Annotated in this window: 26 protein-coding genes and 3 pseudogenes; 12 read left to right on the top strand and 17 right to left on the bottom strand. The window is 67.2% G+C overall.

Features of this window, described 5'->3' with window-relative positions:
• Positions 1-137: 137 nt before the first annotated feature.
• Together AB0F91_RS45010 and AB0F91_RS45005 are read left to right on the top strand one after the other, a co-directional pair.
• Complete coding sequence (locus AB0F91_RS45010; RefSeq protein ID WP_360608289.1) at positions 138-452, top strand: GntR family transcriptional regulator; 315 nt, start codon at positions 138-140, stop codon at positions 450-452.
• Positions 453-818: 366 nt separating this feature from the next.
• Positions 819-1,160, top strand: a complete 342-nt coding sequence (locus tag AB0F91_RS45005; protein WP_360608283.1) for a hypothetical protein — start codon at positions 819-821, stop codon at positions 1,158-1,160.
• Between the two features lie 444 nt (positions 1,161-1,604).
• On the opposite strand, the gene AB0F91_RS45000 is transcribed toward AB0F91_RS45005, so the two are convergent.
• Both AB0F91_RS45000 and AB0F91_RS44995 read right to left on the bottom strand, forming a co-directional pair.
• Complete coding sequence (locus tag AB0F91_RS45000) at positions 1,605-2,231, bottom strand: TetR/AcrR family transcriptional regulator (protein WP_360608281.1); 627 nt, start codon at positions 2,229-2,231, stop codon at positions 1,605-1,607.
• Between the two features lie 112 nt (positions 2,232-2,343).
• Entirely contained in the window at positions 2,344-2,973 is a 630-nt protein-coding gene (locus AB0F91_RS44995; RefSeq protein WP_360608279.1) for a TetR/AcrR family transcriptional regulator, read from the bottom strand.
• A gap of 795 nt (positions 2,974-3,768) precedes the next feature.
• Between AB0F91_RS44995 and AB0F91_RS44990 the strand changes: the two genes are divergently transcribed.
• Together AB0F91_RS44990 and AB0F91_RS44985 are read left to right on the top strand one after the other, a co-directional pair.
• A complete protein-coding gene (locus AB0F91_RS44990) occupies positions 3,769-4,398 on the top strand; it encodes a TetR family transcriptional regulator C-terminal domain-containing protein (RefSeq protein WP_360608277.1) in 630 nt (209 codons plus the stop codon).
• Positions 4,399-4,486: 88 nt separating this feature from the next.
• On the top strand, positions 4,487-5,161 hold the full coding sequence (locus AB0F91_RS44985) for a TetR family transcriptional regulator C-terminal domain-containing protein (RefSeq protein ID WP_360608275.1): 675 nt from the start codon (positions 4,487-4,489) through the stop codon (positions 5,159-5,161).
• Between the two features lie 239 nt (positions 5,162-5,400).
• Here the strand turns inward: AB0F91_RS44985 and AB0F91_RS44980 are convergent, their stop codons facing one another.
• Positions 5,401-5,634 carry a hypothetical protein gene (locus AB0F91_RS44980; protein ID WP_360608273.1) on the bottom strand — a complete coding sequence of 78 codons (234 nt, stop codon included), beginning with the start codon at positions 5,632-5,634 and terminating at the stop codon, positions 5,401-5,403.
• Positions 5,635-5,811: 177 nt separating this feature from the next.
• Here AB0F91_RS44980 and AB0F91_RS44975 point away from each other — a divergent pair, with 177 nt between their 5' ends.
• Positions 5,812-6,072 (top strand): GNAT family N-acetyltransferase, encoded by a 261-nt coding sequence (locus AB0F91_RS44975; protein WP_360608272.1) that lies wholly within the window; start codon positions 5,812-5,814, stop codon positions 6,070-6,072.
• A 127-nt stretch (positions 6,073-6,199) separates the two neighbouring features.
• Here the strand turns inward: AB0F91_RS44975 and AB0F91_RS44970 are convergent, their stop codons facing one another.
• From AB0F91_RS44970 to AB0F91_RS44940, 7 genes and pseudogenes are all read right to left on the bottom strand, one after another.
• The gene (locus AB0F91_RS44970; RefSeq protein WP_360608270.1) at positions 6,200-6,856 is read right to left on the bottom strand and encodes a cupin domain-containing protein; all 657 of its coding nucleotides are present in this window, start codon (positions 6,854-6,856) and stop codon (positions 6,200-6,202) included.
• A 138-nt stretch (positions 6,857-6,994) separates the two neighbouring features.
• On the bottom strand, positions 6,995-7,912 hold the full coding sequence (locus AB0F91_RS44965) for an NADP-dependent oxidoreductase (RefSeq protein WP_360608287.1): 918 nt from the start codon (positions 7,910-7,912) through the stop codon (positions 6,995-6,997).
• Positions 7,913-8,101: 189 nt separating this feature from the next.
• A pseudogene (locus tag AB0F91_RS44960) lies at positions 8,102-8,248 on the bottom strand (carboxymuconolactone decarboxylase family protein); the annotation flags it as partial.
• Between the two features lie 455 nt (positions 8,249-8,703).
• Positions 8,704-8,934, bottom strand: a pseudogene (locus tag AB0F91_RS44955) (alpha/beta fold hydrolase); the annotation flags it as partial.
• 33 nt (positions 8,935-8,967) lie between these two features.
• A complete protein-coding gene (locus AB0F91_RS44950; RefSeq protein ID WP_360608268.1) occupies positions 8,968-9,615 on the bottom strand; it encodes a nitroreductase family protein in 648 nt (215 codons plus the stop codon).
• A gap of 59 nt (positions 9,616-9,674) precedes the next feature.
• Positions 9,675-10,469 (bottom strand): isocitrate lyase/phosphoenolpyruvate mutase family protein, encoded by a 795-nt coding sequence (locus tag AB0F91_RS44945; RefSeq protein ID WP_360608266.1) that lies wholly within the window; start codon positions 10,467-10,469, stop codon positions 9,675-9,677.
• Between the two features lie 109 nt (positions 10,470-10,578).
• Complete coding sequence (locus AB0F91_RS44940) at positions 10,579-11,001, bottom strand: carboxymuconolactone decarboxylase family protein (RefSeq protein ID WP_360608264.1); 423 nt, start codon at positions 10,999-11,001, stop codon at positions 10,579-10,581.
• Between the two features lie 693 nt (positions 11,002-11,694).
• Here AB0F91_RS44940 and AB0F91_RS44935 point away from each other — a divergent pair.
• The 4 genes from AB0F91_RS44935 (at position 11,695) to AB0F91_RS44920 (ending at position 13,891) form a co-directional block, all read left to right on the top strand.
• Entirely contained in the window at positions 11,695-12,147 is a 453-nt protein-coding gene (locus AB0F91_RS44935; RefSeq protein WP_360608262.1) for a hypothetical protein, read from the top strand.
• A gap of 3 nt (positions 12,148-12,150) precedes the next feature.
• The gene (locus AB0F91_RS44930) at positions 12,151-12,414 is read left to right on the top strand and encodes a hypothetical protein (protein WP_360608260.1); all 264 of its coding nucleotides are present in this window, start codon (positions 12,151-12,153) and stop codon (positions 12,412-12,414) included.
• Between the two features lie 137 nt (positions 12,415-12,551).
• Positions 12,552-12,809, top strand: coding sequence for a hypothetical protein (locus AB0F91_RS44925; RefSeq protein ID WP_360608258.1), 258 nt, complete (start codon positions 12,552-12,554; stop codon positions 12,807-12,809).
• Positions 12,803-13,891 carry a Rieske 2Fe-2S domain-containing protein gene (locus AB0F91_RS44920; protein ID WP_360608256.1) on the top strand — a complete coding sequence of 363 codons (1,089 nt, stop codon included), beginning with the start codon at positions 12,803-12,805 and terminating at the stop codon, positions 13,889-13,891. The genes AB0F91_RS44925 and AB0F91_RS44920 overlap by 7 nt, the downstream gene beginning before the upstream one ends.
• A gap of 45 nt (positions 13,892-13,936) precedes the next feature.
• On the opposite strand, the gene AB0F91_RS44915 is transcribed toward AB0F91_RS44920, so the two are convergent.
• Positions 13,937-15,100 carry an MFS transporter gene (locus AB0F91_RS44915; protein ID WP_360608285.1) on the bottom strand — a complete coding sequence of 388 codons (1,164 nt, stop codon included), beginning with the start codon at positions 15,098-15,100 and terminating at the stop codon, positions 13,937-13,939.
• 496 nt (positions 15,101-15,596) lie between these two features.
• On the opposite strand from AB0F91_RS44915, the gene AB0F91_RS44910 reads away from it, so the two are divergent.
• Together AB0F91_RS44910 and AB0F91_RS44905 are read left to right on the top strand one after the other, a co-directional pair.
• Positions 15,597-16,043, top strand: a complete 447-nt coding sequence (locus AB0F91_RS44910) for a hypothetical protein (RefSeq protein WP_360608254.1) — start codon at positions 15,597-15,599, stop codon at positions 16,041-16,043.
• 69 nt (positions 16,044-16,112) lie between these two features.
• Positions 16,113-16,517 (top strand): nuclear transport factor 2 family protein, encoded by a 405-nt coding sequence (locus tag AB0F91_RS44905; protein ID WP_360608252.1) that lies wholly within the window; start codon positions 16,113-16,115, stop codon positions 16,515-16,517.
• Between the two features lie 187 nt (positions 16,518-16,704).
• Here the strand turns inward: AB0F91_RS44905 and AB0F91_RS44900 are convergent, their stop codons facing one another.
• The 6 genes from AB0F91_RS44900 to AB0F91_RS44875 all read right to left on the bottom strand — a co-directional run bounded on the left by AB0F91_RS44900 (position 16,705) and on the right by AB0F91_RS44875 (position 22,563).
• Positions 16,705-18,582: a transketolase gene (locus tag AB0F91_RS44900; protein ID WP_360608250.1), complete on the bottom strand. Its 1,878-nt coding sequence runs from the start codon at positions 18,580-18,582 to the stop codon at positions 16,705-16,707.
• Between the two features lie 146 nt (positions 18,583-18,728).
• Positions 18,729-19,199 (bottom strand): cupin domain-containing protein, encoded by a 471-nt coding sequence (locus AB0F91_RS44895; RefSeq protein ID WP_360608248.1) that lies wholly within the window; start codon positions 19,197-19,199, stop codon positions 18,729-18,731.
• A gap of 38 nt (positions 19,200-19,237) precedes the next feature.
• A complete protein-coding gene (locus AB0F91_RS44890) occupies positions 19,238-19,390 on the bottom strand; it encodes an SDR family oxidoreductase (protein WP_360608246.1) in 153 nt (50 codons plus the stop codon).
• Positions 19,387-19,932: an SDR family oxidoreductase gene (locus AB0F91_RS44885; protein WP_360608244.1), complete on the bottom strand. Its 546-nt coding sequence runs from the start codon at positions 19,930-19,932 to the stop codon at positions 19,387-19,389. The genes AB0F91_RS44890 and AB0F91_RS44885 overlap by 4 nt, the downstream gene beginning before the upstream one ends.
• Positions 19,933-20,478: 546 nt before the next feature.
• On the bottom strand, positions 20,479-21,105 hold the full coding sequence (locus tag AB0F91_RS44880) for a TetR family transcriptional regulator C-terminal domain-containing protein (protein WP_360608242.1): 627 nt from the start codon (positions 21,103-21,105) through the stop codon (positions 20,479-20,481).
• 252 nt (positions 21,106-21,357) lie between these two features.
• Complete coding sequence (locus tag AB0F91_RS44875) at positions 21,358-22,563, bottom strand: hypothetical protein (protein WP_360608240.1); 1,206 nt, start codon at positions 22,561-22,563, stop codon at positions 21,358-21,360.
• A 776-nt stretch (positions 22,564-23,339) separates the two neighbouring features.
• Here AB0F91_RS44875 and AB0F91_RS44870 point away from each other — a divergent pair.
• Positions 23,340-23,624 (top strand): annotated as a pseudogene (locus tag AB0F91_RS44870) (GMC oxidoreductase); the annotation flags it as partial.
• Between the last annotated feature and the right edge of the window lie 374 nt (positions 23,625-23,998).

Genomic DNA, 23,998 nt, shown 5'->3' with positions numbered 1-23,998 from the left:
ACAACGACCGCGCCAAACCCTTCACCTGGACCGCCACCGACGACGACATCATCACCAAAATCAACCGTAAAATTACTTCAGACACACGACACTAGTCGCGGTTTGGTCACGTGTTCGAGGCCAATTACTCGAGAGAAATGGGTACCACTTCCGGAATGGACTTCTTACTGCGATCGAACCGCTGGTGCCCTGGCGACCACGCCGGGTTCAGCTCGAGAGCGCCCTGCGCGAGGCGGTGCGGAGCGGTCGGCCAGCGGTTGCCCGCCGGCCGGGTACTGGCCGAAGACCTCGGAATCTCCCGGCGCCTGGTTGTCGAGGTCTACACGCAGCCGAGCGCAGAAGGTTATCTGGTCAGCCGGCCGGGGTCGGGCACCTGCGTCTCCGGCCTTTCTCTTCCGCCGACGATCGAGGTGTCTGACGCACTCCGGTCAGCCGAGGTCGTGCCCCGATAGGCCATGCGCCCCGGGATTCCGACGCTGTCGGCAGTCCCCCGCCGCCTCGGGCGGCGTGCGCGGACCACCGCGCTGGCCACCGCGGCGGATTCCGATCTGGACTGCCCCGACCCCGCCGGACATCCTCGGCTGCGCCAAGTGCTGGCCGATTACCTCGGTCGGGTCCGCGGCGTCGACGCCGACCCACACCGGTTGTTGATCTGCGCGGGCTTCACACAAGGTCTCCACTTGCGCGCCCATACGCTGCGCGCCTGAGGTGCCAAGACCGTCGCGATCGAGGACCCCGGCCTGCCTCACCGAGCGTCCATCCTGCGCCAGGCCGGGCCAGCTGTCCCGCCCGTCCCGGTCGATCCCGACGGCATCCTCGTGGATCGACTGTCCGAGCGGGGCGTCGACGCGGTGCTCACCACTCCGGCCCACCAGTTCCCCACCGGCGCGATCCTGGCCTCCGCCCGCCGGGAGGCGGTGCTGGCGTGGGCGGGGAGATGCGGCGCGATCGTCGTCGAGGACGACTACGACGGGGAGTTCCGCTTCGATCGACGCGCCGTCGGCTGTCTGCGGGGCCGGCCGCCCGACCGTGTCTACTCCGGATCCACCAGCAAGACGCTCGCCCGGGCGGTCCCCTTGGGTTGGCTGGTCAGCCCGGCCGAGCTGCACGCCGAGCTGGTGCCGAACAAGTTCTCGCCGATCACCGCAGCCCGACTCTAGATCAGCTCGCGCGCGCCCGGCTCGTCGAACCCGGCGACTACGACCGGCACATCCGCGCCGCCCGAAGCCGCTACCGAACAGCTCGGCAAGCATTCGAACTGGCCATCACCCGGCATCGTGCGCCGCTGCAGCTTGTGTCGGGACCGCTGCCGGTGTCCAGACGCTCGCCACCCCACTCGACGACACCCACCCCGATGAGTCGACCGCGCGCGCCCGAGCCCTCGGGATCGCCTTCACCTCCATCACCCGCTACCAGCTCAACCCTGACCCGAGCCCGGACGGTGTGGTGATCGGCTACGGCAATATCGCACCCCACACCATCGACGAGGCCATCGCCTGCTCGCCACCACCGTCGAGAGACAGCGCAAGCCGACCTGTCGGTTTCGTCGACTGAGAAGTGGTCCGGCAAGTCCAGTCTGCGGCGCTGGACGAACGGGGACGAAGTCAGGCCTTGAACGCCCTGATGCAGTCGATCGCCATGTCCAGCGCGACTTTCATGGGTGCGACGTCCTGTTGGGTCTGCGCGAGCAGGTATCCGCCTTGGAGCGCTCCGATCAGCCCGATCGCGAGCCGCTGCGGATCGGCGTCCTGCCGCAGTTTGCCGGCGACTCGCATCCGCTCCAGACCTTCGGCGATCAGGCCTTCCCACCGCTCGAAGTGCGCGGCGAGCTCCGAACGCGCTCGTTCGTTCCGGTCGGACAGCTCACTCGCCATCGAGCCGAGAGGGCAGCCGTACGCACCGTTGCGCAGGGCGTTGTGCTGGACGACCGCGTCCCGCCACCGTTCAAGGCCACGCATCGAGTTCAGCCGACTCAGCTGGTCCTCGTGCCAGGCGAGCAGGTCGTGCGCCCTACGGTCGATGACCTCCTGGACCAAGGCGTCCTTGTCCTGGAAGTGGTGATAAAGTTGCGATTTGCTGGTGCCGCTCGCGGCGCGGACATCGTCCAACGTGGTCGCGGTCACGCCCTTGACGGACATCAAATCGACCGCGGCTTGCAGGATTCGGGCACGCGTCGCCTCACCCCGCGCCGTCAGCCGGGTAGCCCTCACCGTGTGCTCCGGTTCTGCCACGATGACAGATTACCGCACACGCACCTGCGACGACGGACTCGACAGCCGCCGGAGGGTCAGCCATCCGCCGAGGTCAGCGAGGACCAGTCGGGCCAGTACGGTCGCCGGCCGATCATCGACCCGACGCGGCCAGGACGTGGCGGAGCATGAGGTCGAATGGCTCCAGTACATCCGCCGATGCGCCTGCCTTCCGGCACCGACCCATCGCACCGACGAGCGCCCCCATGACCGCGGTCGCCAACTCCGCCGGCCGCGACCCGGGCGCAAGTTCGCCGCGCTCGCGCAGCCGCTCGAAGGCCCCCTCGAGCGCCGACTGCCACGGCCCGAGACTCGCCGCCAGAGCCCGGCTGACCCGACCCTCGCGCCCGGTCACCTCGTGGACGACGATCCCCAGCGGGTATCCGGCGGAGATCCACGTGGCGCGATAGCGGGCGGTCACAGCATCACGCCACCGGTACAGGTCTTCGGCGCTGACCGCCGCCATCAGCCGGCGGCCGGGACCCTCGAAGACGTCGCGAACCTGGATCCGCACCACCTCCCCGATGAGCGCCTCTACGTCCGCGAAGTATCCGCGCAGCCACGCTCCGCTCACCCCCGCCAGGTCGGCCACCGTGCCGAGCTCCGCGGCCCGCAGCCCGCGCCGGCACACCAGGTCCACCACCGCGGCCATGACCCGTCGCCTCGCGGCGCCGTCGGCCACGGACTCGAACGTCGCCCCGTCTCCGGTGAACTCACCAGTCATGACCCGACCGCCCGGCACGACAGAGCAGCCACGCTAACCCGCGGACCGTTTACTGGACTAATAGGTCCTTTATTTCGTCCTTCACCGACGCTCGACGCTCGGGCGTTGCCCCCACTGGCGGCGACCGAGGTTGCGAAAGTTTTCGAGTAACGGCGGTTTTGACTAGCAGCAATTCGGGCATGGCATCGGAGCAGCATCACCTCACGGTCCAGCATGATGTCACCGTATACTGGACCTTCAGGTCCAAGCAAAGCGTCTACCACCACAGCGTGATCGTCGAACTGCCGACAAAGGTCAGGGGGACACGGCTGCACCGCGGCGCAGGCTGGTCAGCCTGGTCGACGCCGCACTCGGGGCGATCGTGTCGGGCGCCTCGATCTGGGCGATCACCGTGGGCGCCGCCCGACCATCCGGCGACGCGATTCGCGGCGGACTACCGCCGAAAGGAATCGGTAAGGTCGACCGGGGGCGGCAGCGAAACTCGGGGATTCGGCCCGACGAGACCACGTGCCAACCCTACCGCCGCGAGCGAGCCACCCAGCGGTTCGCCGCGCGTTCCCTGCCGACCAACCGCGTGGCACCAGCGCGACTACCAGGGCGGATGCCGTGTCCCCAGCGGCTTCGCCGCCTTCTGCCGGGCAGCCGAACGCCGGCTTCGTCCCCACGCAGCGCGCGACGAGTCCCGACAGCATGCACCCTGCCTGCTCACCACGGAGCCGATGGCTTCCTTCACGCGGACCGTGCGGTCCAGCTGGTGATAGGTCGCTCATCACACAGTGCGGTAACCTGACGGCCGTGGACGAACCGGAGGGCACGACGCAGAAAACCCGGCTGACCGCCCGCGGCGCGGCGACCCGCACCCGCATCGTACAGGCGGCAGTCGACTTGATCCGGGTCAAGGGAGTGGCCGCGACCACACTCGACGACGTCCGGGCCGCCAGCAGCACGAGCAAGTCGCAGCTCTACCACCACTTCCCCGACAAGAAGGCCCTCGTGCGCGAGGTTGTGGCCACCCAGGGCGCGCAGCTCATCGCGGGCCAGGAGGACCAGCTCCGGCGGTTGAACTCGATCCGCGGCCTCGAACGCTGGCGCGACGCGCTCATCCAGCGCGCCTCCCTTCGCAACGGGGCCTACGGCTGCGCGATCGGCTCGCTGGCCGCCGAGTTGGCCGATCGGGACCAAGAAGCCCGCTCGATGCTCGCGAAGTACTTCGAGATCTGGGAGGAGCTTCTGGCCGAGGGGCTCACGCGCATGCGCGCCTCTGGTGTCCTCCGACGGGACGCGGATCCCGAAAAGCTCGCTACCTTTCTCGTCGCCGCACTGCAGGGTGGGTACCTGCTCGCGCAGACGGCCCACTCCACAGACCCCATGAAGCTCACGCTCGACATGGCGATCGGCCACGTCCGCACCTTCCTGGCCGCGTAGCCACTGCGCGCCGAACAGTGGACCTGAAAGTCCAGAGAGCTTCGGGTCGAGGTGTACTCCACGCGGCACGTCCGCTAGTGTTCGGGGTATGTCGGGTGACCAGACCGGGATGCACATCGAGGATGCCCCGGAGCCGCACCGGCTGGTTGTGACAGCGGCGATCAACCTGCTGCGCGAGCGCCAGCTCGGGGAAATCACCTTTGCCGAAGTCGGAGCGGCCAGCGGTGTGCCCGAGGCACAACTGAAGCAGACGTTCGAAAACGAAGACGCGCTTTTCGAGGCGGTCGTCCACGCCCAGGTGGCAGGCGTGCTGGCGGAGCAGAAGCCCCTGTTGGAGGGGGTGCGCTCACTCGCCGGTCTCCAGGCCTGGCGGGACAAGCTCGTCGAGGACAACCGCGTCAGCGGCGGCACCGGCGGCTGCCCGATCGGGTCGCTCATCGGCGAGCTCGCCGGACGGTATGACCGTGGTCACCGCGCTCTGGTCGAGGGGTTCGCGGCATGGGAAAGCCTTCTCGCGGCAGCGTTCCGGCGCATCCAGGAAAGCGGTGAGCTCGACACCGGCGCCGACCCGGACACGATCGCCACCGCCATCATGGGCGCGCTGCAGGGCGGGTTCCTGCTCGCCCGGACCACACGCGACCCCGGCCAGCTGGCGACAGTTCTCGACGTGTCGCTCGATCATTTGAGGGCACATTCCTCTCGGTGTCGTTCCGGACTGGACAGGCCTGTCACGCCACCGTTGTCGAGCGAAGTACGCAGCTGACCCGGCCTTTGCGATTTCCGTCGGAACCGCGCGCCCCTCTGCCCCGGTGCGGCGTACCGCACGTCTGGACCAGTCGGTGAACAGGTGCCGGGCATGCGACGCCGGCACCCGCTCACCGGTTATCGAGGAAACGATTCCACCCGGTGGAGGTGACCATGCGATCAGCGAACGCCGGGAACCGGATTCCACGTGTTGTCGCCTCTTTCTCAATCGAGGGCCAGACCGTGGCAGGACGCTGGTCAGAGCGATTCGTCGGAGCCGAATTCACGCAGTGCGCGCAACAGGGCCTCGTGATCTCCCGAACAGGCGCAGCACGACTGCAAATGGGTCGCCAGCCCCGGGTAATGCTCTTGGGGGCTCTCGCCGGCCGCCATCATTTCCGTATAGGCGTGAAGCGCGTCGAGCGCGAGGTCGCAACCCACGTCTCGCGGATCGGTCCGGAGGAACTCAGCCAGTGCGTCGCAGTTGCTCATGCCATGCCTCGAGACTTGTCATTTCGCGGGTGCTCGCCACGAACCTGGGGTGCCGGGCGCCGACTTGTCCGTTTTCAGTCCTGGACGGTTAGCACCCGCACTTCGGTGATTCTTACGAGTAAGATCCACTGGCATCGTTCGGTCCTGCCTCGGACAGTCCCCACCCGCAATGATCGAGTGATCGAGGTCAGCCCGTTGCAGGCGGAAGACCACTTCCGCTGGGAAGAATTGGCACGTGGACGAGTGGTCGGCATCGCGCATTACCTGCTCCACACCAACCGTTCGTGCTACCTGCAGGACTTGTTCGTGGACGAGGCCGCGCGCGGCCACGGTAGAGGCCGGCTGCTGGTCGAACACGTCGCCCAGGCGGCCCGCGACCACGGCGCGGCCCGTCTCTACGGGCACACCGAGCAGGACAACCAGAGCGCGGCTGCTTAACGACATCGGGGTCGGCCGGGCGCGCTGCCGGGCCCGCCGGCGGTTGGGACGACGTCGGCGGGCCCTCGGCGCGGTTCGGTCGGCGCAGTACGCCTGACAGCGGTCGGCGCCACAGCTGCGGTGCGGTTCAATCCGGGAGCACGAGCAGTCTGCTCCTGCCGCGGCACGCCTCCACTCCTGCGGACCGGATGTCGCTGCTGATGCCGCAAGACCAGGTCGCCCCTGCGCGATCTGGTGCCGTGGTTCTCGAACCCCCGCGGGTCGAATCGAAAACGTGCCACGGGTCGACGAGGCCGTAGCGTCGGACCACTCCGTCCGGCCAGGCGGGGTCGCCGAAGGTCAGCCCGTACCTGGCGGCCAGTTCCGCGATCGCATCCGGCTCGGGCCGGTCATCCGTCAGGAGGTCGGCGAGATCGTGGAAGTACTGCTCGAAGCCGCCGGGCGAGATGATCTCGATGATCCTGGCCGGCACGGCGCCGGCGTTCCACATCGTGTGCATCTCTCGCCGCGGCTTGGTGATGTACCCGCCAGGCCCGAGGACCGCCTCGCGGTCACCGGAACGAAAGCCCATTTCCCCTTCGAGCACGATGGAGTACTCGTCCTCGCGGGTGTGCTGGTGCACCGGCACGATCGCGCCGACGTCAAACGGATGTTCCACGATCGAAATCGCACTGTCGGTGTCCCGGCTCAACAGTTTGAACGAGACTCCGAACAGCCCCATTCCGATGTCTTCGCCGCCACCCGGCAGTACGACCTTCGAGCCGGGCACCCCCGCAACGCTCATAGCGCCTCCATATCGGTGAGCAAGCCAGTAGATATCAGGCTGACCCTGCCCCCGAACCCGCGCAGCACCGGTCGGCCCATCACCGTTCAGGCCAGGCCGTCTGGCGGTGAGGTGGCATCCGTCTTGGTCTTCGAGTCGTTACGGGCGAACGCGGATGATCGTCTTGCCCTTTTTCCGCTCGGTCGGGTTGAACGCGGCCACGGCGTCGTCGAGGCTCGCCACGGTGCCGATGTTCGTGCGCACCCGACCGTCGCGCACCCGCTGCACGATTTCACCCAGCTGAGCACGGTCGGCCTCGACGACGAAGTCGACCGCCAGACCCTCGGCGGGCCGGGACTCCGGCGGGCCGGCGATCGTCACCAGCGTCCCACCGGCCCGAACCAAACCCGCCGACCGCGACCCGATGTCACCACCGAAAACATCGAACACCAGATCCACACCGCCGACATCCTCCAACGCGTCGTTCTCCAGATCGACGAACTCCTGCACCCCGAAATCGTGGGCCGTCGCACGATCGGCCGCACGCCCCGTGCCCACCACGTAAGCACCCGCCTCACGCGCGAGCTGCGCCACCATCGACCCGACTCCCCCGGCCGCGCCGTGCACCAGAACGCTCTGTCCCGCCTCGAGCCGGCCGTGCACGAACAACCCCTGCCACGCGGTGAGGCCCGAGATCGGGAGGCTCGCACCGACGGTGAAGTCCACATCACCGGGCAACGGCGCGACGTTGCGCGCCTCGACGGCCGCGTACTCCGCCAGCGTGCCGTCACGAGTCCAGTCCGTGAGACCGAACACCCGCTGGCCCACCGACAACCCCGCGGTGCCGTAGCCCAGGCTCGCGACCACGCCGGCCACCTCGTGCCCGGGGATCGACGGCGTGCGATCCCGGTCCAGGCGATCCGTCCAGGTCGAAGGCCACGACAGCTCGCCCGGGGTGAATCCCGACGCGTGAACCTCGACGAGGACATCGTTCCCCGCCGCGGCCGGCTCGGACCGTTCCACGAGCTTCATCCCGGCCGTTCCCGCGGCCTCGTCCGTCACCACGATCGCTTTCATCAAGCACCTCTCTGCATCCGGTCTTCGCCTGAACAGTTCTTTCAGTACGCTGGTATTAGCGGCATGAGATCTTGACGTCTTACGACGCTGATCAACAGAGAGTGCCGGCCCTGGATACAACGTCGTGCGTGCGCGCTCCCCCACCGCCATACCGTGAAAGAATTTCAGGACAGTGGTGAATGCGGTGTTGGCCGCAGGCACCCCGTAGTAGATGGCTGATTGCAGCAGCACTTCCTGGATTTCCACGGGAGTGATTCCGTCCCGCAGCGCGGCGCGGAGTGCATGACGAGTTGCTCCTGGTGACCGTTGGCGATCATCGCCGTGAGCGTCATGCATCGGCGGGTCGCCCGTCCTGGCGATCGCCCGATCCACGTGGGCGACGCCCAGAACGGCCCTGCGCACGGCGATGCCCGCGGCATAGCGGGAGCCGTCGTCACGGGGGACAGTCGTGTCATGTTTCTCGCCACGGCCGTCGAGATGGCCGCGCAGCGTGGCCAGCACGGGGGCACCACCAGGGTGGACACGATGATCCGGGACAGCTCGGCACGCAGATCGAAGGAAGCCAGCGCATCGCAGCTTGCGGCGTAGGCCGTGGCGTCGGTAGCCAGCAGGTCGGCGACCAGCATCTGGGCCGCGGGGTCGGCCGTGAAGCCCGGGGTGAACCACCGCCCGGGAGCGGTATCCGCGACGAGGCCGATGCCCTCGGTTCGGACGAGGTGGGCGCGTTCGTGCCAGCGGTCGGGCTCGCCGAAGCGAGCCGACGTGGAGACGAGCATGAGCGAGGCGACGCGATCGGGGTGGTGCACCGCGAGCCACAACCCCACGGCCCCGCCCATCGAGATGCCGGCATACGCGAATCGCTCGATGCCGAGGTGGTCCGCGAGAGCGAGGACGAGGCCGGCGATGTCGCCGATGGCGGCGTCAATGGGTAGCAGCTCGGCGGGAGTGGACTTGGCCGGTGTCGACGAGATCGAGCCCCGCCTTGGCGTGGCTGCGGATCTCGTCGACGCCGGCCGCCGCACTTCCTTATCGCCCAGGATCGCGGACGGGGTTGCTCAGATGAAGGTGAACAGCCGGTCTGCCTCGAGGCGCGAAATCGGGCCCTTGTACGCCTTTTCCCGGTCGGGGTAGCCGAGCGCGAGCAGCACGGTCGTGGTGTGCCCGGTTTCCCGGATCTTGAACGCCTTGTCGACGCTGGTCGGGTCGAACCCTTCGAGCGGAGTGGCGTCGACGCCGAGCTCGACGGCCGCCATCATGGTCATGCCCAGGACCATGTAAGTCTGCTTCTCCATCCAGTGGTTCAGATCCTTGTAGGCGTAGGTGCGCAGATTCAGGAAGTCCCGCGTCATGTACTGCCACATCGCGTTCTTTTCCGGGTTGGGAAACCGGCCGTCGGCAGTCTCCTTGGCGAACACCTCGTCGAGGTGGCTGTCGGGCACATCCGCCCGGGTGGTGAGAATGATGGTGTGCGACGCGTTCAGGATCTTCGAGCCGTTGTCCTGGAATCGTTCGCCCAAGTTGTCCGCGAGCTGCTTCTTGGCCTCCGCCGAGGCGAGGACGTAGAAGTGGTTCGGCTGGATGTTCGTCGAGGTCGGCGCGGACCGGAGGAACCTCAGCAGTTGGTGAAGGGTTTCGTCCGGGATGGTCTTGCTGCCATCGAAAGCCCTGGTGAGGTGTTGGCTCATGAGCTTTTCGAGATCCATGTTTATCTGCTTTCTGGTGGCAACCGATAGGTGAACAGCGGTGAATCGGGGAGTTCGGGCTAGTTCTTGCCGCGGGCGATCAGTTCGCCGATCCGGTCGAAGCCCAGCCCCTTGGTGGCGGCCGCGAGGTCCCCCGCGACGAGGGCCTTGGTGGCCTGTTCGAGTGCCGCCATCGCATTGGCGTAGAGGAACGGACCCAAACTGATGCGCTTGACGCCGGCCTTCTGCAGCTCAGCGACCGTCAGCACCTTGTCCGAAGGGGACACGAGGACGTTGACCGGCGTGGGCGCAACCGCGGTGACGATCGCCTCGAGTGCGTCGAGGTCGGGCGGGAACGGTGCGTAGACCACATCCGCGCCGACCTCGGCGAAAGCCGTGAGGCGCCGGATCGTGTCGTCGAGATCGGGTCGCCCCTGGATGAAGTTGTCGGTGCGCCCGGTCACGGCGATGCGTCCCTTTGCCGCATCGACGGCGCCGCGCACACGATGGACCGCCTCGTCGAAGTCGCGGATCGGCTGGTCGGGATCACCGGAGGTGTCCTCGACGCCGATACCGGCCAGGCCGAACTCGACGGCGGCCTCGACGGTCGCCGCGACGTCTTCAGGCGTGTCGCCGTAACCGTCCTCGAAGTCCCCGTTCACGGGCAGCCCGGTGAGCCGGGCGAGCAGCCCCGCATGCGCGAGGTGCTCGCTGCGGGTGACTTCGTGGCGGCCATCGGGTCGGCCGAGCATCGCCGCGAGCGCTGCCGACGACGTCGCGATCGCCTCGAAACCGGCATCGGCCAGCATCAGCGCCGAGAGGCCGTCCCAGGCGTTGGGCATGACGAAGCCACCGTCGCGGGTGTGCAGCGCCATGAACTTCTCATAGAGCTCGGAACCCGGCATTTCGCACCTTTCGTGGATGATCGTGGGGCTGTGAGGCGTTACCGGGCTGTGTGCGCCGCCTTGACGGCGACTGTGGCGATCAGCCGGGTGTGCCGGCGGCGTCGACCGCGGGGATGTCGATGTCGGTCTGGTTGACGTTGTTGATGAAGTTCGTGAGCAGCGCTTGCACCGCGACGGTGACAATCGCCAAGATCTGCGCATCGGTGTACCCGGCGTCTCGCACACCCGCGAGGTCCTCGTCACTGACCTGTCCGCGGCTGTCGACCACCCGCCGAGCGAAATTGGCGGCAGCGGCGCGCTTGGGGTCGACCGAGCTCCCGGCGCGGCCCAGAGCGATGTCGTTGCTCGACATACCGCCGAACTCGGACGACACGTACGTGTGCATTGCCAGGCAGTAATCGCAGCCGTTGGCTTCCGACACGGCCAGCGCGATGCTGTGCCGCGTCCTCGCGTCCAGGACCCGGCTCAAGGTGCTTTGCAGGGTCGTGACGACTTCGAGCACGGTCGGGTTCGACGCGATGACCTTGAACATGTCCGGGACGAAGCCGAGCTGCGCACCAACCCCCTCGAGTATCTGCCGCGAGCCGGCGGGGACGTCTTCTGGAGCGGGTGCGTTCAGTCGTGACACAGCGAATCAACCTCCGGTAGGTGTGTGAGTGGTCAGCGTCGCGCTCAAGTCGCCTCTTACTGCTCCCGAGTTCCGCCGAAGCGGTGAGCCTGCGTTGGCTGCGGCGTGGCTGGTGGCGCCCGTTGCGTTGGACCTGGTGCCGTGTGTCGCGAGGGGCTATGCCAGCGGCGCCGAGTTCCGGACCTCGTCGCGACGAAGTACCTTAGACTGGACTATACAGACCAGATACTCGAGCACGGACACTCTCTGGCAAGTTGGCGTTACCGGTGATGCGGCTCTCTGGTTGACAGTCAATGAACTTTTAAGTCCACTGGCGAGGACACCTCGCGCCATCTGACGGACCTTGCTCCTGCGCACCCGAGGGAGAGGACCATCGACCTGCCACCCGACTGTTCTCTGCACTGGCAGCCTGCCTTTCCCGTCAACGCGAAGCTGACGCTCAAGAGCCTGAGGCGCGGCCGCCACGATCCGACCCACCGCGAGGAAGCCGACGGGACCCTGTGGCGGACAGCACTGACCCCGTCCGGGCCGGTCACCTACCGGATCCGGCAACAGCGCCTGGACGACTTGAATGTCGACGCGTGGGGGCCCGGCGCCGCGGAACTCGTCGAGAACATCCGTACCGAGCTCGGCGAACACGACCGTCCAGAGGACTTCCGACCGGCACATCCCGTTCTGGAGCGGGCCTGGAGCAGGCTGCCCGGCCTCCGCGTTCCGTGCACGGGACGGCTGCTCGAAGCCCTCGTCCCGGCGATTCTCGAGCAGCGGGTGGTCGGTTTGGACGCTCAAGCCGCCTGGACGCGCCTCGTCGGCGCGCACGGCGGCCCGGCACCGGGTCCGGCGCCCGGCCCGATGCGGGTCATGCCTTCGCCCGACGTGTGGGCGAACCTTCCGATCTGGGAATGGCGGCGTACCGGCGTCGACCTGCACCGCTCGAAGACCGTCATCTTCGCCGCACGGCACGCGGCCAAGCTCAACCGTGCCGCCGGTGACCCCGCTCGCGCGTATCAACTGATGTAAGCGATGCCCGGCATCGGAGTGTGGACTGCAGCGCAGGTCGGGCACCGCGCGCTCGGCGACGCCGACGCGCTGCCGCTCGGCGATTTCCACCTGGGCCGGATGACCGGCACGGCGCTGCTCGGCCGTCCGCTGGCGCAGCACGAGATCGAGGCGTTCTACCTGCCGTGGCAGCCGCATCGCTACCGGGTGGTCCGCCTCCTCGAGCTCTCTCCGCGCGCTGCGCCACGGCGCAGCCACCGCGCACCACGCGCCGGGCCGGTCCGCTGAAGATCGGCGACAAACAGCCTACGTCAAATGACGTAGGCACTGCAGTGAATGACTGAGTGACACCTGAGGAAAACACTCGATTGCCGGGTTCTCGCGCCCGTCCTAAGTTCGATCCAGTGGTTGACGGAAGGAACTCAATGGCCTCGATCGTCCATTTACTGGATGGTGCCTGCGTCGCGATTCTCAATGGGTACCGGGACGGCCGGACGAAGCCGGCGCAGTTGCGCGTCAGTCCCTCCGGGTACGAATCCGTTGCGCTCGTCAAACGCGCCGAACTGTCCCGAGGAAACCCACTGGCACTGCTCAACCTCGATGTCGTCGTCGATCATTCGCTCGAAGGCGACAAGACAGCCATCACCTGGGCGGGAACGCCGGAACAGGAGCCGCAATGCTGAGCGCCGAGGAAAATGCCTATCTCTGCCGCGTCGGGCCGGGAACGCCGATGGGTGCGCTGCTGCGCCGGTACTGGCTGCCGATCTGCCTCTCGAGCGACGTCGCGGAGCCCGACGGACCTCCCCGGAAGTTCCGCCTCGTCGGCGAGGATTTCGTAGTCTTCCGTGATTCCGCCGGAGCCGTCGGCGTGCGGGATGAGAAATGCATGCACCGCGGCGCTTCCCTGGCGATCGGCCGCGTGGAGGATTGCGGCATCCGCTGCCTGTACCACGGGTGGAAATTCGGGGCGGACGGGACGATCCAGGAGACACCCAATCTCCTCGACTCACGGTTTCGAAACCGTCTTCGGGCGCCGGCGCACCCCGTGCACGAGGCCGGTCAGATCGTCTGGGTGTACCTGGGCCCAGCGGACAAGCAGCCCCCGCCGCCGAGCTACGTCTGGATGAACGTGCCGCCCGGCCACCTCGCGACGACGAAGGCCGTTCAGAGGGGCAACTTCATCCAGGGGACCGAGGGAGAGATCGACTCATCCCATGTCGGCCTGCTCCACCAAACCGAGATCGCCCTCGCCAGGACAGGCGAATACGACCCGGACGGTATCGGCCGGGACCGCTTCCCGACGACCGACGACGCTCCGCTGCTCGAGGTCGAGGACACGAAGTTCGGCTTCCACTACGCGACGATCCGGAAACTCAAGGGTGAGCACGAAGGCCAGTCCTACGTGCGCGTCACACCGTTCATCATGCCGTTCCAGGCGTTGATCCCCCCGATGAACCTGGGCTTTCTCTACGTCCCGATCGACGACACGCACACCTGTACGTACGTGGTGACGGGCGATCCGGCGAAGCCGATCGACAAGGCGGAATGGCTGAAGTGGCGGAGCCTCCGGGATGTCCAAGCGCCGGACTACGTCCTGAGTCCCGTCCAGGATCGCGAGGCGATGGTGGCGGGTACCTCGTTCTCGGGGGTGGCCGGCCAGCCTCATTCCTCAGGACGCAACCTGTTCGCCAAGTTGGGCGTCGGCTCACGGACACAGGCCGCACTGCTCGCCGTCCGCGAGGGTCTCACGTCGGAGTCGACCTGACCTGACGGGCCGGGCCGGGCGCTGCGGCCCAACCTGATTGCCGGTCTACCGTCCCGGCAGTGCACCGGTCGTGCCGGCGTGGGGATTGCGGGCGGCGAGGACGGTGAACACGGTGGCGATGAGGGCCAGGCCGCCGTACCCGAGAGCGATCTGCGGTAGCGGCAAGGACGCGGAGAGCCGGCCGGCGATGAGGGCGGGGATCGTCGCGCCGCAGTAGGAGAGGATGTAGACGACCGTGAAGATCGGTGCCCGGTCGGCCACGTCACTGCCCTCCAGCAGGCCGCGGGTGGCGGAGCTGATGGCGATGCCTTGGCTGGCGCCGGCAACGATCGTCGCGGCGAAGAACAGCACCAGCGCACCGACCGCGATCGCCGTGATGATGCCGATCATCCCCACCAGGAACCCGATCATACCGACGCGCTGGGCCACCGCCGGCGTGAACCGGCCACCCAGCGGAGCGCCGAGAACACTCGGCCCCATGTACGCGGCGAACACCAGTCCCAAAATGAGGGGGCTCTGACTGTGGAGCTGGTCTTCGACCAACGCCGGCACGAAGGCTTGGAAGAAGGCCCCGGTCGCCCAGGTGGCCAGGAGCACCGCCGCCGCGACGGGGAGCAGGTGCCTCACCCTGGCCGGAACGCGGACCCGGGGCCGCAGCGATCGCCAGGCCCCCGGCGTCGGAGTGGCGGTTTCCGGGCTCACGATGATGAGCGCGGCAGAGACGAGAAGCAGGCCGATCACCACCAGGTAGCCGAGATCACGCGGCCACGGACCGAACTGGACCAGCGCGCCGGAACCGATGGCGCCGACGGCGAGGCCGAGCATCACCGTCTGACTGGAGGCGACGGACGCCAACCAAGCGGGCCTGGCCGGTGCGGCGTCGACGATGTAGGACGTGAGGCTGCTGCTGGCCACGCCGGCACCGAAGCCCATCAGGAGGCGACCGGCGATCAAGACGCCGACGTGGTGGACGTTCAACAACAGCACACAGCCCAGCAGGAGCAGACCGAGGCTGGCGAGGGAAGTGGGTCGTCGCCCCAGGTGGTTGGACACCCGTCCCAGCACCAGCAGTGTGCTGAGGGTGGCGACGGAGTAGACGACGACGGTGATCGAGATATCCGCGTTGGTGAACCCGTCCTCGGCCCGGTAGATGTTGAACAGCGGGATCGTCGAGCCCACCGCGGCGAACGAGGCCACGAGCGCGACCACCGCGGACAAGAACGCCAAGCTGCGTGTTGCCCCCCGTCGCGCGACGCCGGCCTTTTGTGACACGTTGGACATCGAGCCACGCCTTTCTCTTCGTCTGAGGTTCTGAACCACGCCGCGGCTTCACCAGGCGTCTCGCCGTGTCTCGATCCAGGAGGAGCCCGCCCCGATCCGTGTCGGACCGGTCTTCGACCGAACGTCCCACCCGCGGCGCCATGATGACGCTGACTCCGCGGGCTTCCGGCAACGTCCGCCCATCCCACACTGGACTATACAGTCCTCTTGACGGGGGCGGATCGGGACGCGATACCTGTGACGAGGTTCAAGATCAATCAGCGCCTTTCGGGGGTTTCAGTTCCGGCCGCGCCCTGCCTAGCATCGGGGTGCACGCAGATCGTCCACAAAGGAGACTTGATGGTGTCACAGACCGAGGGAACAGTGCGGATCCCGGAAGCTACGAGGCACACTGTCCCCGAATTCCATCGCCCGGGGGGAACGCGTGTGGTCGGCCGCGACCGTGCTCGCACGCCTCGCGTTGGCCGCGGGATTCCTCTCGGCCGTCGCCGATCGGTTCGGCGGATGGGGTCCGCCGCACACCGGACAGGTCGGGTGGGGCAATTTCGCCGCGTACACCGCCTATACGCACAGCCTTTCACCGTACGTGCCCGAGGGGCTCACCGGCGCGGCCGCGTGGGGCGCAACGGCCGCGGAATCGTTACTGGGTCTGACGTTGCTGACCGGCGTCCTCGTGCGCTGGTCTGCCGGGGCAGCAACGGCGCTGCTGGCGGTGTTCGGTGTGTCGATGGGGTTGTTCCTGGGCTGGAAAGCTCCGCTGAGCGCCTCGGTCTTCGCCGCCGCGGCGGCGGCCCTGCTGCTGGCCCTCTCGCCTGTTGACGCTTTTGCCTTCAGCTTCGACCGGCTTTTCCAGCGGGAGCGAACCGATTAGGGGCCTATACAGTCCAGAAGGCGTCGATAGGTTCGATCGCGGCCGCTTCACACCGTGAGGGTGGCACCCATGCCTGGGACCAAGACAAACATCTCCGTCGTAGACGACTTCTTTCAAGCAGTCGAACGTGGCGACATCGACACCGTGCGTGCCCTCTACGCCCAGGATGCGGTGATCTGGCACAACGACGGTGCCGGCGAACAAGGCCGCGAAGCCAATCTCGCCGTCCTCCGGCTGTTCAGCACGGCCATCCGCGGCCTGCGCTTCGACGTGTCACGCCGTGTCGACGTCGGAGGCGGGGTCTTCCCACAGCACGTCCTGCGCGGGCAGCTGCCCGACGGCGAGGAGTGCGCTCTCGACATCGCGATGTACCTCGCCGTCAGCGGCGGCAAGATCACCCGAATCGAAGAGTACTTCGACGTCGCCGGCGCGACCCAGATCATCGCCGCTGCCGGCGGATCCGGAGGGGCGTGAAACGAGGTTCCTTGGCAGCGCACCAGAGTGCTCCCCGGCGCACCTGGCCGAGCCCTCGGTGGCGCCAGGTTCTGCTCAACGTCGCTGTGCCCGGTCGAGGCCGACCGCAGCGACATTGAGCAGACTCTCCAGTACCCCTGGCCGACTCGGCGCATGCTCGAAGCAGCATCCACCTCCCGGCCCGCGTTCAGGCCAGCAGCGCCCGTGCCGCACCGGCGACGTGCGACGCGGAGATCCCTGCCGCGTCCAGCAGTTCGTGCGCCGAGCCCGAGCCTGGCATTTCCCGCACTGCGAGGTGTTTCATCCGCAGCGGTGTCAGCCCGCTCGCCAAGAGCGCGTCGGCGACGGCGGACCCGAGTCCGCCCTCCGGGTGGTGGTCCTCGGAGACCACGAACCGTCCGTCGGTGACGTCAGCCGCGGCAATCAGGGTCTCGGTGTCCACCGGCTTGACCGAGTAGAGGTCGATCACCCGCGCGGCGATGTTCTCTCGCGCCAGCTCGTCGGCCGCGGCCAGGCATTCGTGCAGGGTCACGCCGGCGCCGATCAGCGTCACCACGTCGTCGTCGGTGGAACGCAGCACTTTGGCGCCACCGATCGGAAACTCGTCGTCCTCCGAGTACAGCGTCGGGTATCCGCCGCGCGTCGTGCGCAGGTAGGAGACGCCGGGACGGTCGGCCATCTCCTTGGTCAGCGCCACGGTGCTCGGCCCGTCGCTGGGGTACAGGACCGTGGAGCCCTGGACCGCGCGCATCATCGCGAGGTCCTCGAGCCCCATCTGCGAGGGGCCATCGGCGCCGATCTCGACGCCGGCGTGTGAGCCGACCAGCCGGATGTCCGCGGCGGAGATGGCCGCCATCCGGATGAAGTCGTACGCCCGGGTGAAGAACGCGGCGAACGTCGAGGCGAACGGCACGTAGTGGCGCACGCTCAGTCCGACGGCTGCCGCGATGAGCTGCTGCTCGGCGATGTACATCTCGAAGTAGCGGTCCGGGTAGGCGTGGGCGAACTCGTCGGTGTGCGTCGAGTTGCTGACCTCGCCGTCCATGGCGACGACCCGGGGACGGATGCCGCCCAGCCACTTCAGTGCGTCGCCGTACGCCTTCCGGGTGGCCACCTTCTCACCCAGTGAGTAAGCAGGCCTCGGTGTAGCAACGCCCGCCGACCGCAATTCGGGTCCACGGTCGAAGGCCGGCACCGGGCCGCGGACCAGCAGATTCCGCTCACCGCCCAGTTCGACGAGCGCGCGCTCGGCCATCTCGGCCGGCAGCGCCTTGCCGTGCCAGCCCTCCTGGTCCTCGACTTCGGAGAAGCCCTTGCCCTTGACGGTCTTGGCAAGGATCACTGTCGGCCGGTCGCCGGCCGCCCCCGCGGCGTGAAGCGCCTGGTCAATCGCCGGCAAGTCGTGGCCGTCCACGGAGACCACCGTCGCGCCGAACGACTCGGCGCGACGGGCGTAGGCGTCGACGTTCCAGCCGAGTTCCGTGGGCCCGCGCTGGCCGAGCCGGTTGACGTCGACCATCGCCACGAGGTTGCCGAGCCGGTAATGACTCGCCTTGTCCAGCGCTTCCCAGATCGACCCTTCCGCCATCTCGCTGTCGCCGCACAACACCCATACGCGATAAGGCAGCTTGTCCAGGTATTTGCCGGCCAGGGCTACACCGACGGCGTCAGGCAGCCCCTGCCCGAGCGAGCCGGTGGCGACGTCGACCCACGGCAGGATCGGCGTGGGGTGGCCTTGCAGACGTGAGCCGAAGCGCCGGTAACCGGACATCAGCTCGTCGTCGGCGATGGCACCGACAGCCTTGTACACCGAGTACAGCAGCGGGGACGCGTGCCCCTTCGAGAAGATCAGGTGGTCGTTGGTGTCCGCTCCGGGACGATCCCAGTCGTAGCGCAGATGCCGGCCCACGAGCACCGCGAGCAGATCCGCCGCGGACATGCTGGAAGTGGGATGGCCGGAGCCCGCGCTGGTGCTGCTGCGGATCGAGTCGACGCGCAGCTGCGCGGACAGCTCGGCGACCTCGTCCAGGCTGAGGTCGGTGGCGGGTTGCCGGATGTCGGTCACAATTCTCTCCCCTCTCCGGGCGGCGACTCGTCACCGACTGTGCTGCCGGTCGCCGTCCCGTGCTGACACACGGAGTCCTCCGTTAGCCGCACGGAGTGGGCAGATCTTCCTGCCTCTGGTGGCTCGCGTCGGGTCGGCACCGACGGCTAGTGGTGCGGGTCGTTGGCCTGGAGCGGGTCTCCGGTGGTGGAAACGTAGACGACCAGCAGCTTGGCGGGCTTGGTCGTGCTCGGATTCGCCGCGACGACGTGGTGGGCGCCGGGCAGTTCGAACCAGGTTTGCCCCTGATGGTACGTGGTTGCTGCCTGGTCGTCGACCTGGCTTCGCACATCGCCTTCCAGCACGTAGGCGTACACGAAAGCCTGACCGTGGCGATGAGGCGGCGCGGCCGAGCCCGGCGGGAAGTTCACGATCTGCGACGTGAACGTCTTGCCCTCAGCGTTCGGAAGGGCCTGTTGCAGCAACACACTCACCTGGGGCGGCGAAGCTGCCGTGCTTGCCACCGCGGTGGTGCCCGTCACCGCGGCCGGCGTGCTCTGGGCAGCAGAGCTACACGCTGTCGCGCCGGCCAGCGCGGCGCCAACCAAAAGCCGACCTACGATCTGCGAGGGAACCATGAAAAACCTCCTAGTGCCGAATTTTCTGCATCCGCGGTTCAGTTGCGCCCGGCCATGACACCGCCGTCGACGTCGACGATCGCGCCGGTCATCCAGCTCGCTTTTTCCGAGAGCAGAAATGACGCCATGTTCGCGACGTCTTCCACGGTCCCGACCCGGCCCAGCGGATGCATGCTCGCGAAGCTGTTCACGGGGTCCTCGAGGTGCGCCTCGTAACCAGCCGGTAGTACGGCGGGGTCCGCACCGCTGCGGGTGAGACCGCGTTGACCCGAATGGCATGCGGTGCCAGCTCGATCGCGAGTGCCTTCGTCTGGGAGTGCAAGCCGCCCTTCTGCACGGAGAAGCCGGTGTGCGGCGTTGCCGCGATCCCCTGGTGCGCCCACATCGCGCCGATGTTGACGATCGACCCTCCGTTGCCCGCGGAGAGCATGCCGGCGACGACGGTTCGGGTGATGAAAAACATCGCACGGTTCAGTTCGTGGAATGAGTCGTAGAAGTCTTCGTCGTACTCGGTGGAGGGTTTGGGGACGAAGATGCCGGCCCCGTTGACCAGCAAGCTGGCGTCGGCATGTTCATCGGCGATCCGCCTGCGCGCTTCGGGAATCTGGGCGCGGTCGGTCAGCTCCGCGGCGATGCCCCATGCCTTACCGTGCTTAGACAGCGCTTCCACTGCCGCTTGCAGCTTTTCCGGATTCCGACCGGTGATCACGGCGCTGCCGCCGCCGGCGATCACCTATTCGGCCGTGGCGAGGCCTATTCCGCTACTGCCGCCGACGACAACAAGCTTGCGGCCTTCGAAGTCTTCGCTCACGAAATTTCTCCTTCAGCGCCAAGACGCAATATTGAGTTTACAGGAGTCCGAAGCCGACGGTTCAGATGAACCGGAACAAGACCAGCCGACGACGGGGTGACAGACCTGCACCAAGCGAAATCGACGGCGACCGTCCACTCGAGACGGATTCAACGCGGACGGTCAACTCACCGTGCCGGGTACCGCCTACCCGGACGCCGACCGACGGCCAAGATGTCCGCACACTGCCGTCGTAGCCATCAATCGTGGTGACTCCGGCACCGAGCCACGCGGCAAGCACAGCTTCGCAGCTGCGGGCTGACAGCGGCTGTTGATCACATTGTGTGACTATACAGTCCTCTCTGCCGCGTGTCATCGAGGTCGTTTTTTCTCACCGGTTCGGATGGCCGGCAGGTCGGCACTCACGTCGAGCGGACTACGTCAACTACCACAGATCGTTCGCTTCCGCGGTATCCCGTTACCGGCGACTCAGACTTCGAGAGTACGGATGTAGTCGATGGCCATGTCGAGCGCGATGCGCATGGACTTGATGTCCCCCTCGGTCTGCGCGAGCAAGTACCCGCCTTCGAGTGCGCCCATCAAGCCGATGGCGAGCCGTTCGGGATCGGCGTCACAGCGCAGTTTGCCCGCGTCGCGCATCCGCCGCAGACCATCCGCGATCAGTCCGCGCCAGGTTTCGAAGTGGCCGGCCAGAGCAGATCGAGCCCGCTCGTTCTGATCAGAAAGCTCACACGCCAGCGAGCCGAGTTGGCATCCATAAGCCCTGCTGCGCAGCGTGTTCCGCTGGATGATCGCATCACGCCACCGCTCGAGCCCACTGACCGAGTCCAGCCGGCGCAGCTGTTCCCCCTGCGCGGTCAGCAGGTCTTCGGCCTGATGTTCGATCACATCCTGGACCAATGCGTCCTTGTCGGCATAGTGCCGATAGAGCTGTGACTTGCTGGTACTACTCGCCGCACGAACGTCGTCGAGCGTGGTGGCGGCCACCCCCTTGACCGTCATCACGTCCACGGCCGCGCGGACGATCCGAGCGCGGGTCGCCTCACCCCGCGCCGTCAGCCGGACAGGCTTCATTGTGCTCTCCGGTTCCACCACCGCGACAGATTATCGCACCTGCCTGTGCCTGCGTGCCCCGCGATGCAATTCGGCCATCCGCGCCGAAGTCAATCCGCTTCCTCATGCCGCAACCGTTAACCGCCGGGAACGAACATGGCGGAGAAGTCCTGCATCCGCGACCGGCTTACGACATCAGCGTCCGGTCGAGAAGCCCCGCCTGACTGACTCATCGAGTGAAGACATCGCCGCATTGTCATTTCCACGAGATCGGTCTGGCCCGCCGCATCGGAGTCAATCACCGCTGTCGACGTCGTCGGAAAGTGCCTTGCGGAGCTGGTTTACCGCCTGGCGGGTCATCCCGGCACGACGGCCCAGTTCGGCGTCGTTGTCACTGTGGTACCGCGCATCGCCCCAGCTGATGATCTGTGCGAGAAGTGCGGCACGGGCCGCTTTGGCACGCTGCAGCCGTTCGACGGCCTCGCGGGCTTGGGTCAGTTCGTCGTCGATGAGGTGGGACCGCAGTTCGTCCCGGTAGGCGTGCGCGGCACCTTCGACGCCGACCAGTTTGACCCCGTCCCGCAGGGCGGCGGTGCGCTCACACTCGGCGAACACGGAGACGGCTTCGTCGTCGTGGTCCGCGGTCACCCGGCCGATCAAGGTGTGCGCAGGCTCGGCGAACCACCTAGCCGCATCCAGAATCGGCCGGTTGTCGGCCTCGCGAGCGCGGTAGGCGTAGAGCCACGCCCGCGCTCCGTACACCTTCAACCCGATGCCACCGCCTTCGTCGCGCGGCCTCCCGGACCCCTCCCGAAGCTGCCCGTCGAGGTGGTACCGAGATCTACTCAGCACGTCGGCCGCGTCGTCGAGCAGGGTGTCTTCCATCTCGGCCCACTCACCTCGGACCAACCCCGGCACTGCCACGACGGCATCAGCGAAATTGATCAGGCCCGCCGGCGACGTCTCGACACCCCGCGGTCCCTGGTGGTATCGGCTGCACGCGGCATCGATCAACCGCGCGGCCGCCACGGATTCGGCAGACCATTCGAGGTCGTCGGTGCCGGGCACTCGGAACAGGTTGTCAACCAACTGCTGCGCAAGCGGCACGAGCGAAGCCACGAACGCGTCGCCTTGTTCGCGAGTCAGGTACACCCACGCGGGCGTCGACGAACGCCCCGCAGCGGGGAAATCCACGCGGGTCCAGGTGTCGATGAAGAACATCAGCAACTCCGGAATCGGCCGGGTGGCCGCATTCATGGAGTTGACCGGACTCTCACCGGGGTACTGCGACTTCCAAACCCCGCGATCCTCATCTCCGAGAACGGGCACGTACACCCGCCAGTCAGCGCAAAAAAACGACATCTCGCCGGATCGGACATTGAGCAAGACACGCTGGTAATGACCCACCCATGAATCAGCCTGGGTGAGCAGCGGAGGCAAATCCACATCTTCGGGAACCGGGATGTGCACGATCTGGACCGCATCGGCGTTGCGGGGCACGGTGAGTGCAGGGGTTACGCACATAGTGGGCTTCCTCCTCCCTCAGCGGCTCGTGCAATGAGCTTGTCGCGGAACCGAAATGGCACCAATCTGCTTGTCATCGCTCCGGCAAGACATCAATTCGCTTGCCATCCACTGCGTGGCGGAAACAATTCTCGACCGCGAGCAGCACTCACAGAAGAGTGGTTGCGCGAGCCGCGCACCAGGTACACCACGTCATTCCGCAGCCGATCACGCGGCTGACAGGTGTGGTCGGTCAGGTGCCCGGAGCGACCACACCCACCGGCATACAGACCCGAGTGCCCACGCGCTTCTGATACGCGTCTCCGCGCAGAGCTTCCAGCTCCAGGTCTCCGGCTGCCGGCTCAGCGTCCCTCATCCCTTACCCTCCCCTATGCGGCTCAGCGGGTGCGTGCTGCGACCCGCGTCATCCGTGCAAGGGGTTGGTGTCGGTCCGTCTCGAAGTCTTACCGGCAGCGTCGTGACCTCGTTCGTGCCCCGACGGTCGACCTCGCGCCCAGCGACGCCTCGCAGCTCGGCCGGCGTTGCGGAGTGAACAGCCGTTCAGCCGACGCGATCTCGCCACGGCCGGCCTCCGCAGTGCGCCGCGTCGACCGCCGGCGGCGCGCTCCCTGTGCCCGACCGACCGCGGCGCGTCAGTTCAGCGAACCGGCCACCCCGCAGCCGCGGTCGAGGTCGACGGCCTTTTCGCCGATCATGATCGTTGCCGCATTGGTGTTGACGCAGGCGATGCGCGGTCACCGATACCTCCCGGCACGTACTTCCACCCGGTCGGCACCTGCGCGATGGGCACCGGCCCCGACGCGGTCGTCGACCTCGATCTGCGTTTGCGCGGTGTGCGCGGCCTGCGAGTCGCCGACGCATTGGTCATGCCCCGTTCGATGCGTGGCGCGGGAAGGAACTGCGCCCTGGCCCGGATGCCCGCGACCAGCAGAGCCCGCGCGAGTTCGAGTGGGCGGGAATCGTGCGCGGCGGCGACCTCGCGAGCCACGGCGACAGCGTCGACGAGGCGCAGCACGTCGCGCTCGGCCCTCAGATAGTTCGGGTCGATCAGTTGCTGGTGCCAGCTGCGGGACGGTGCGGTAGCCGTAGTCGCCTTCGGTGCCCAGAGAGAGGGCCACGCGGGCGCTTCGGAGATTTCCGCCTTGGAATCGGGGCCACCGACTCGAGCAGCAACACGCGACTGTCAGTCGGCCTCCGACAGACGTGCGGCCACCACTCACCCGGCCGCGCCCCGCCGTCGACCACATAGTCGTAGCGAGCACTCATGAGCCGGCCTCGACCGAGCGTCCGGCGGTCGGTTTCGCACGTGCTCGAACTAAGAGCGTGTCTTACGTGGTGATCGGTCGCTCGTGAGCGATGATCTTGACTATGGTGGATCGGTTGTCGCTGCGGCTGGTGCCGGATGAGCTCT

It is taken from the genome of Amycolatopsis sp. NPDC023774 (assembly GCF_040639695.1).
Classification (GTDB): Bacteria; Actinomycetota; Actinomycetes; order Mycobacteriales; family Pseudonocardiaceae; genus Amycolatopsis.
The sequence above is the reverse complement of the archived record's forward strand: the minus strand, read 5'-3'. Positions and strand labels throughout refer to the sequence as shown.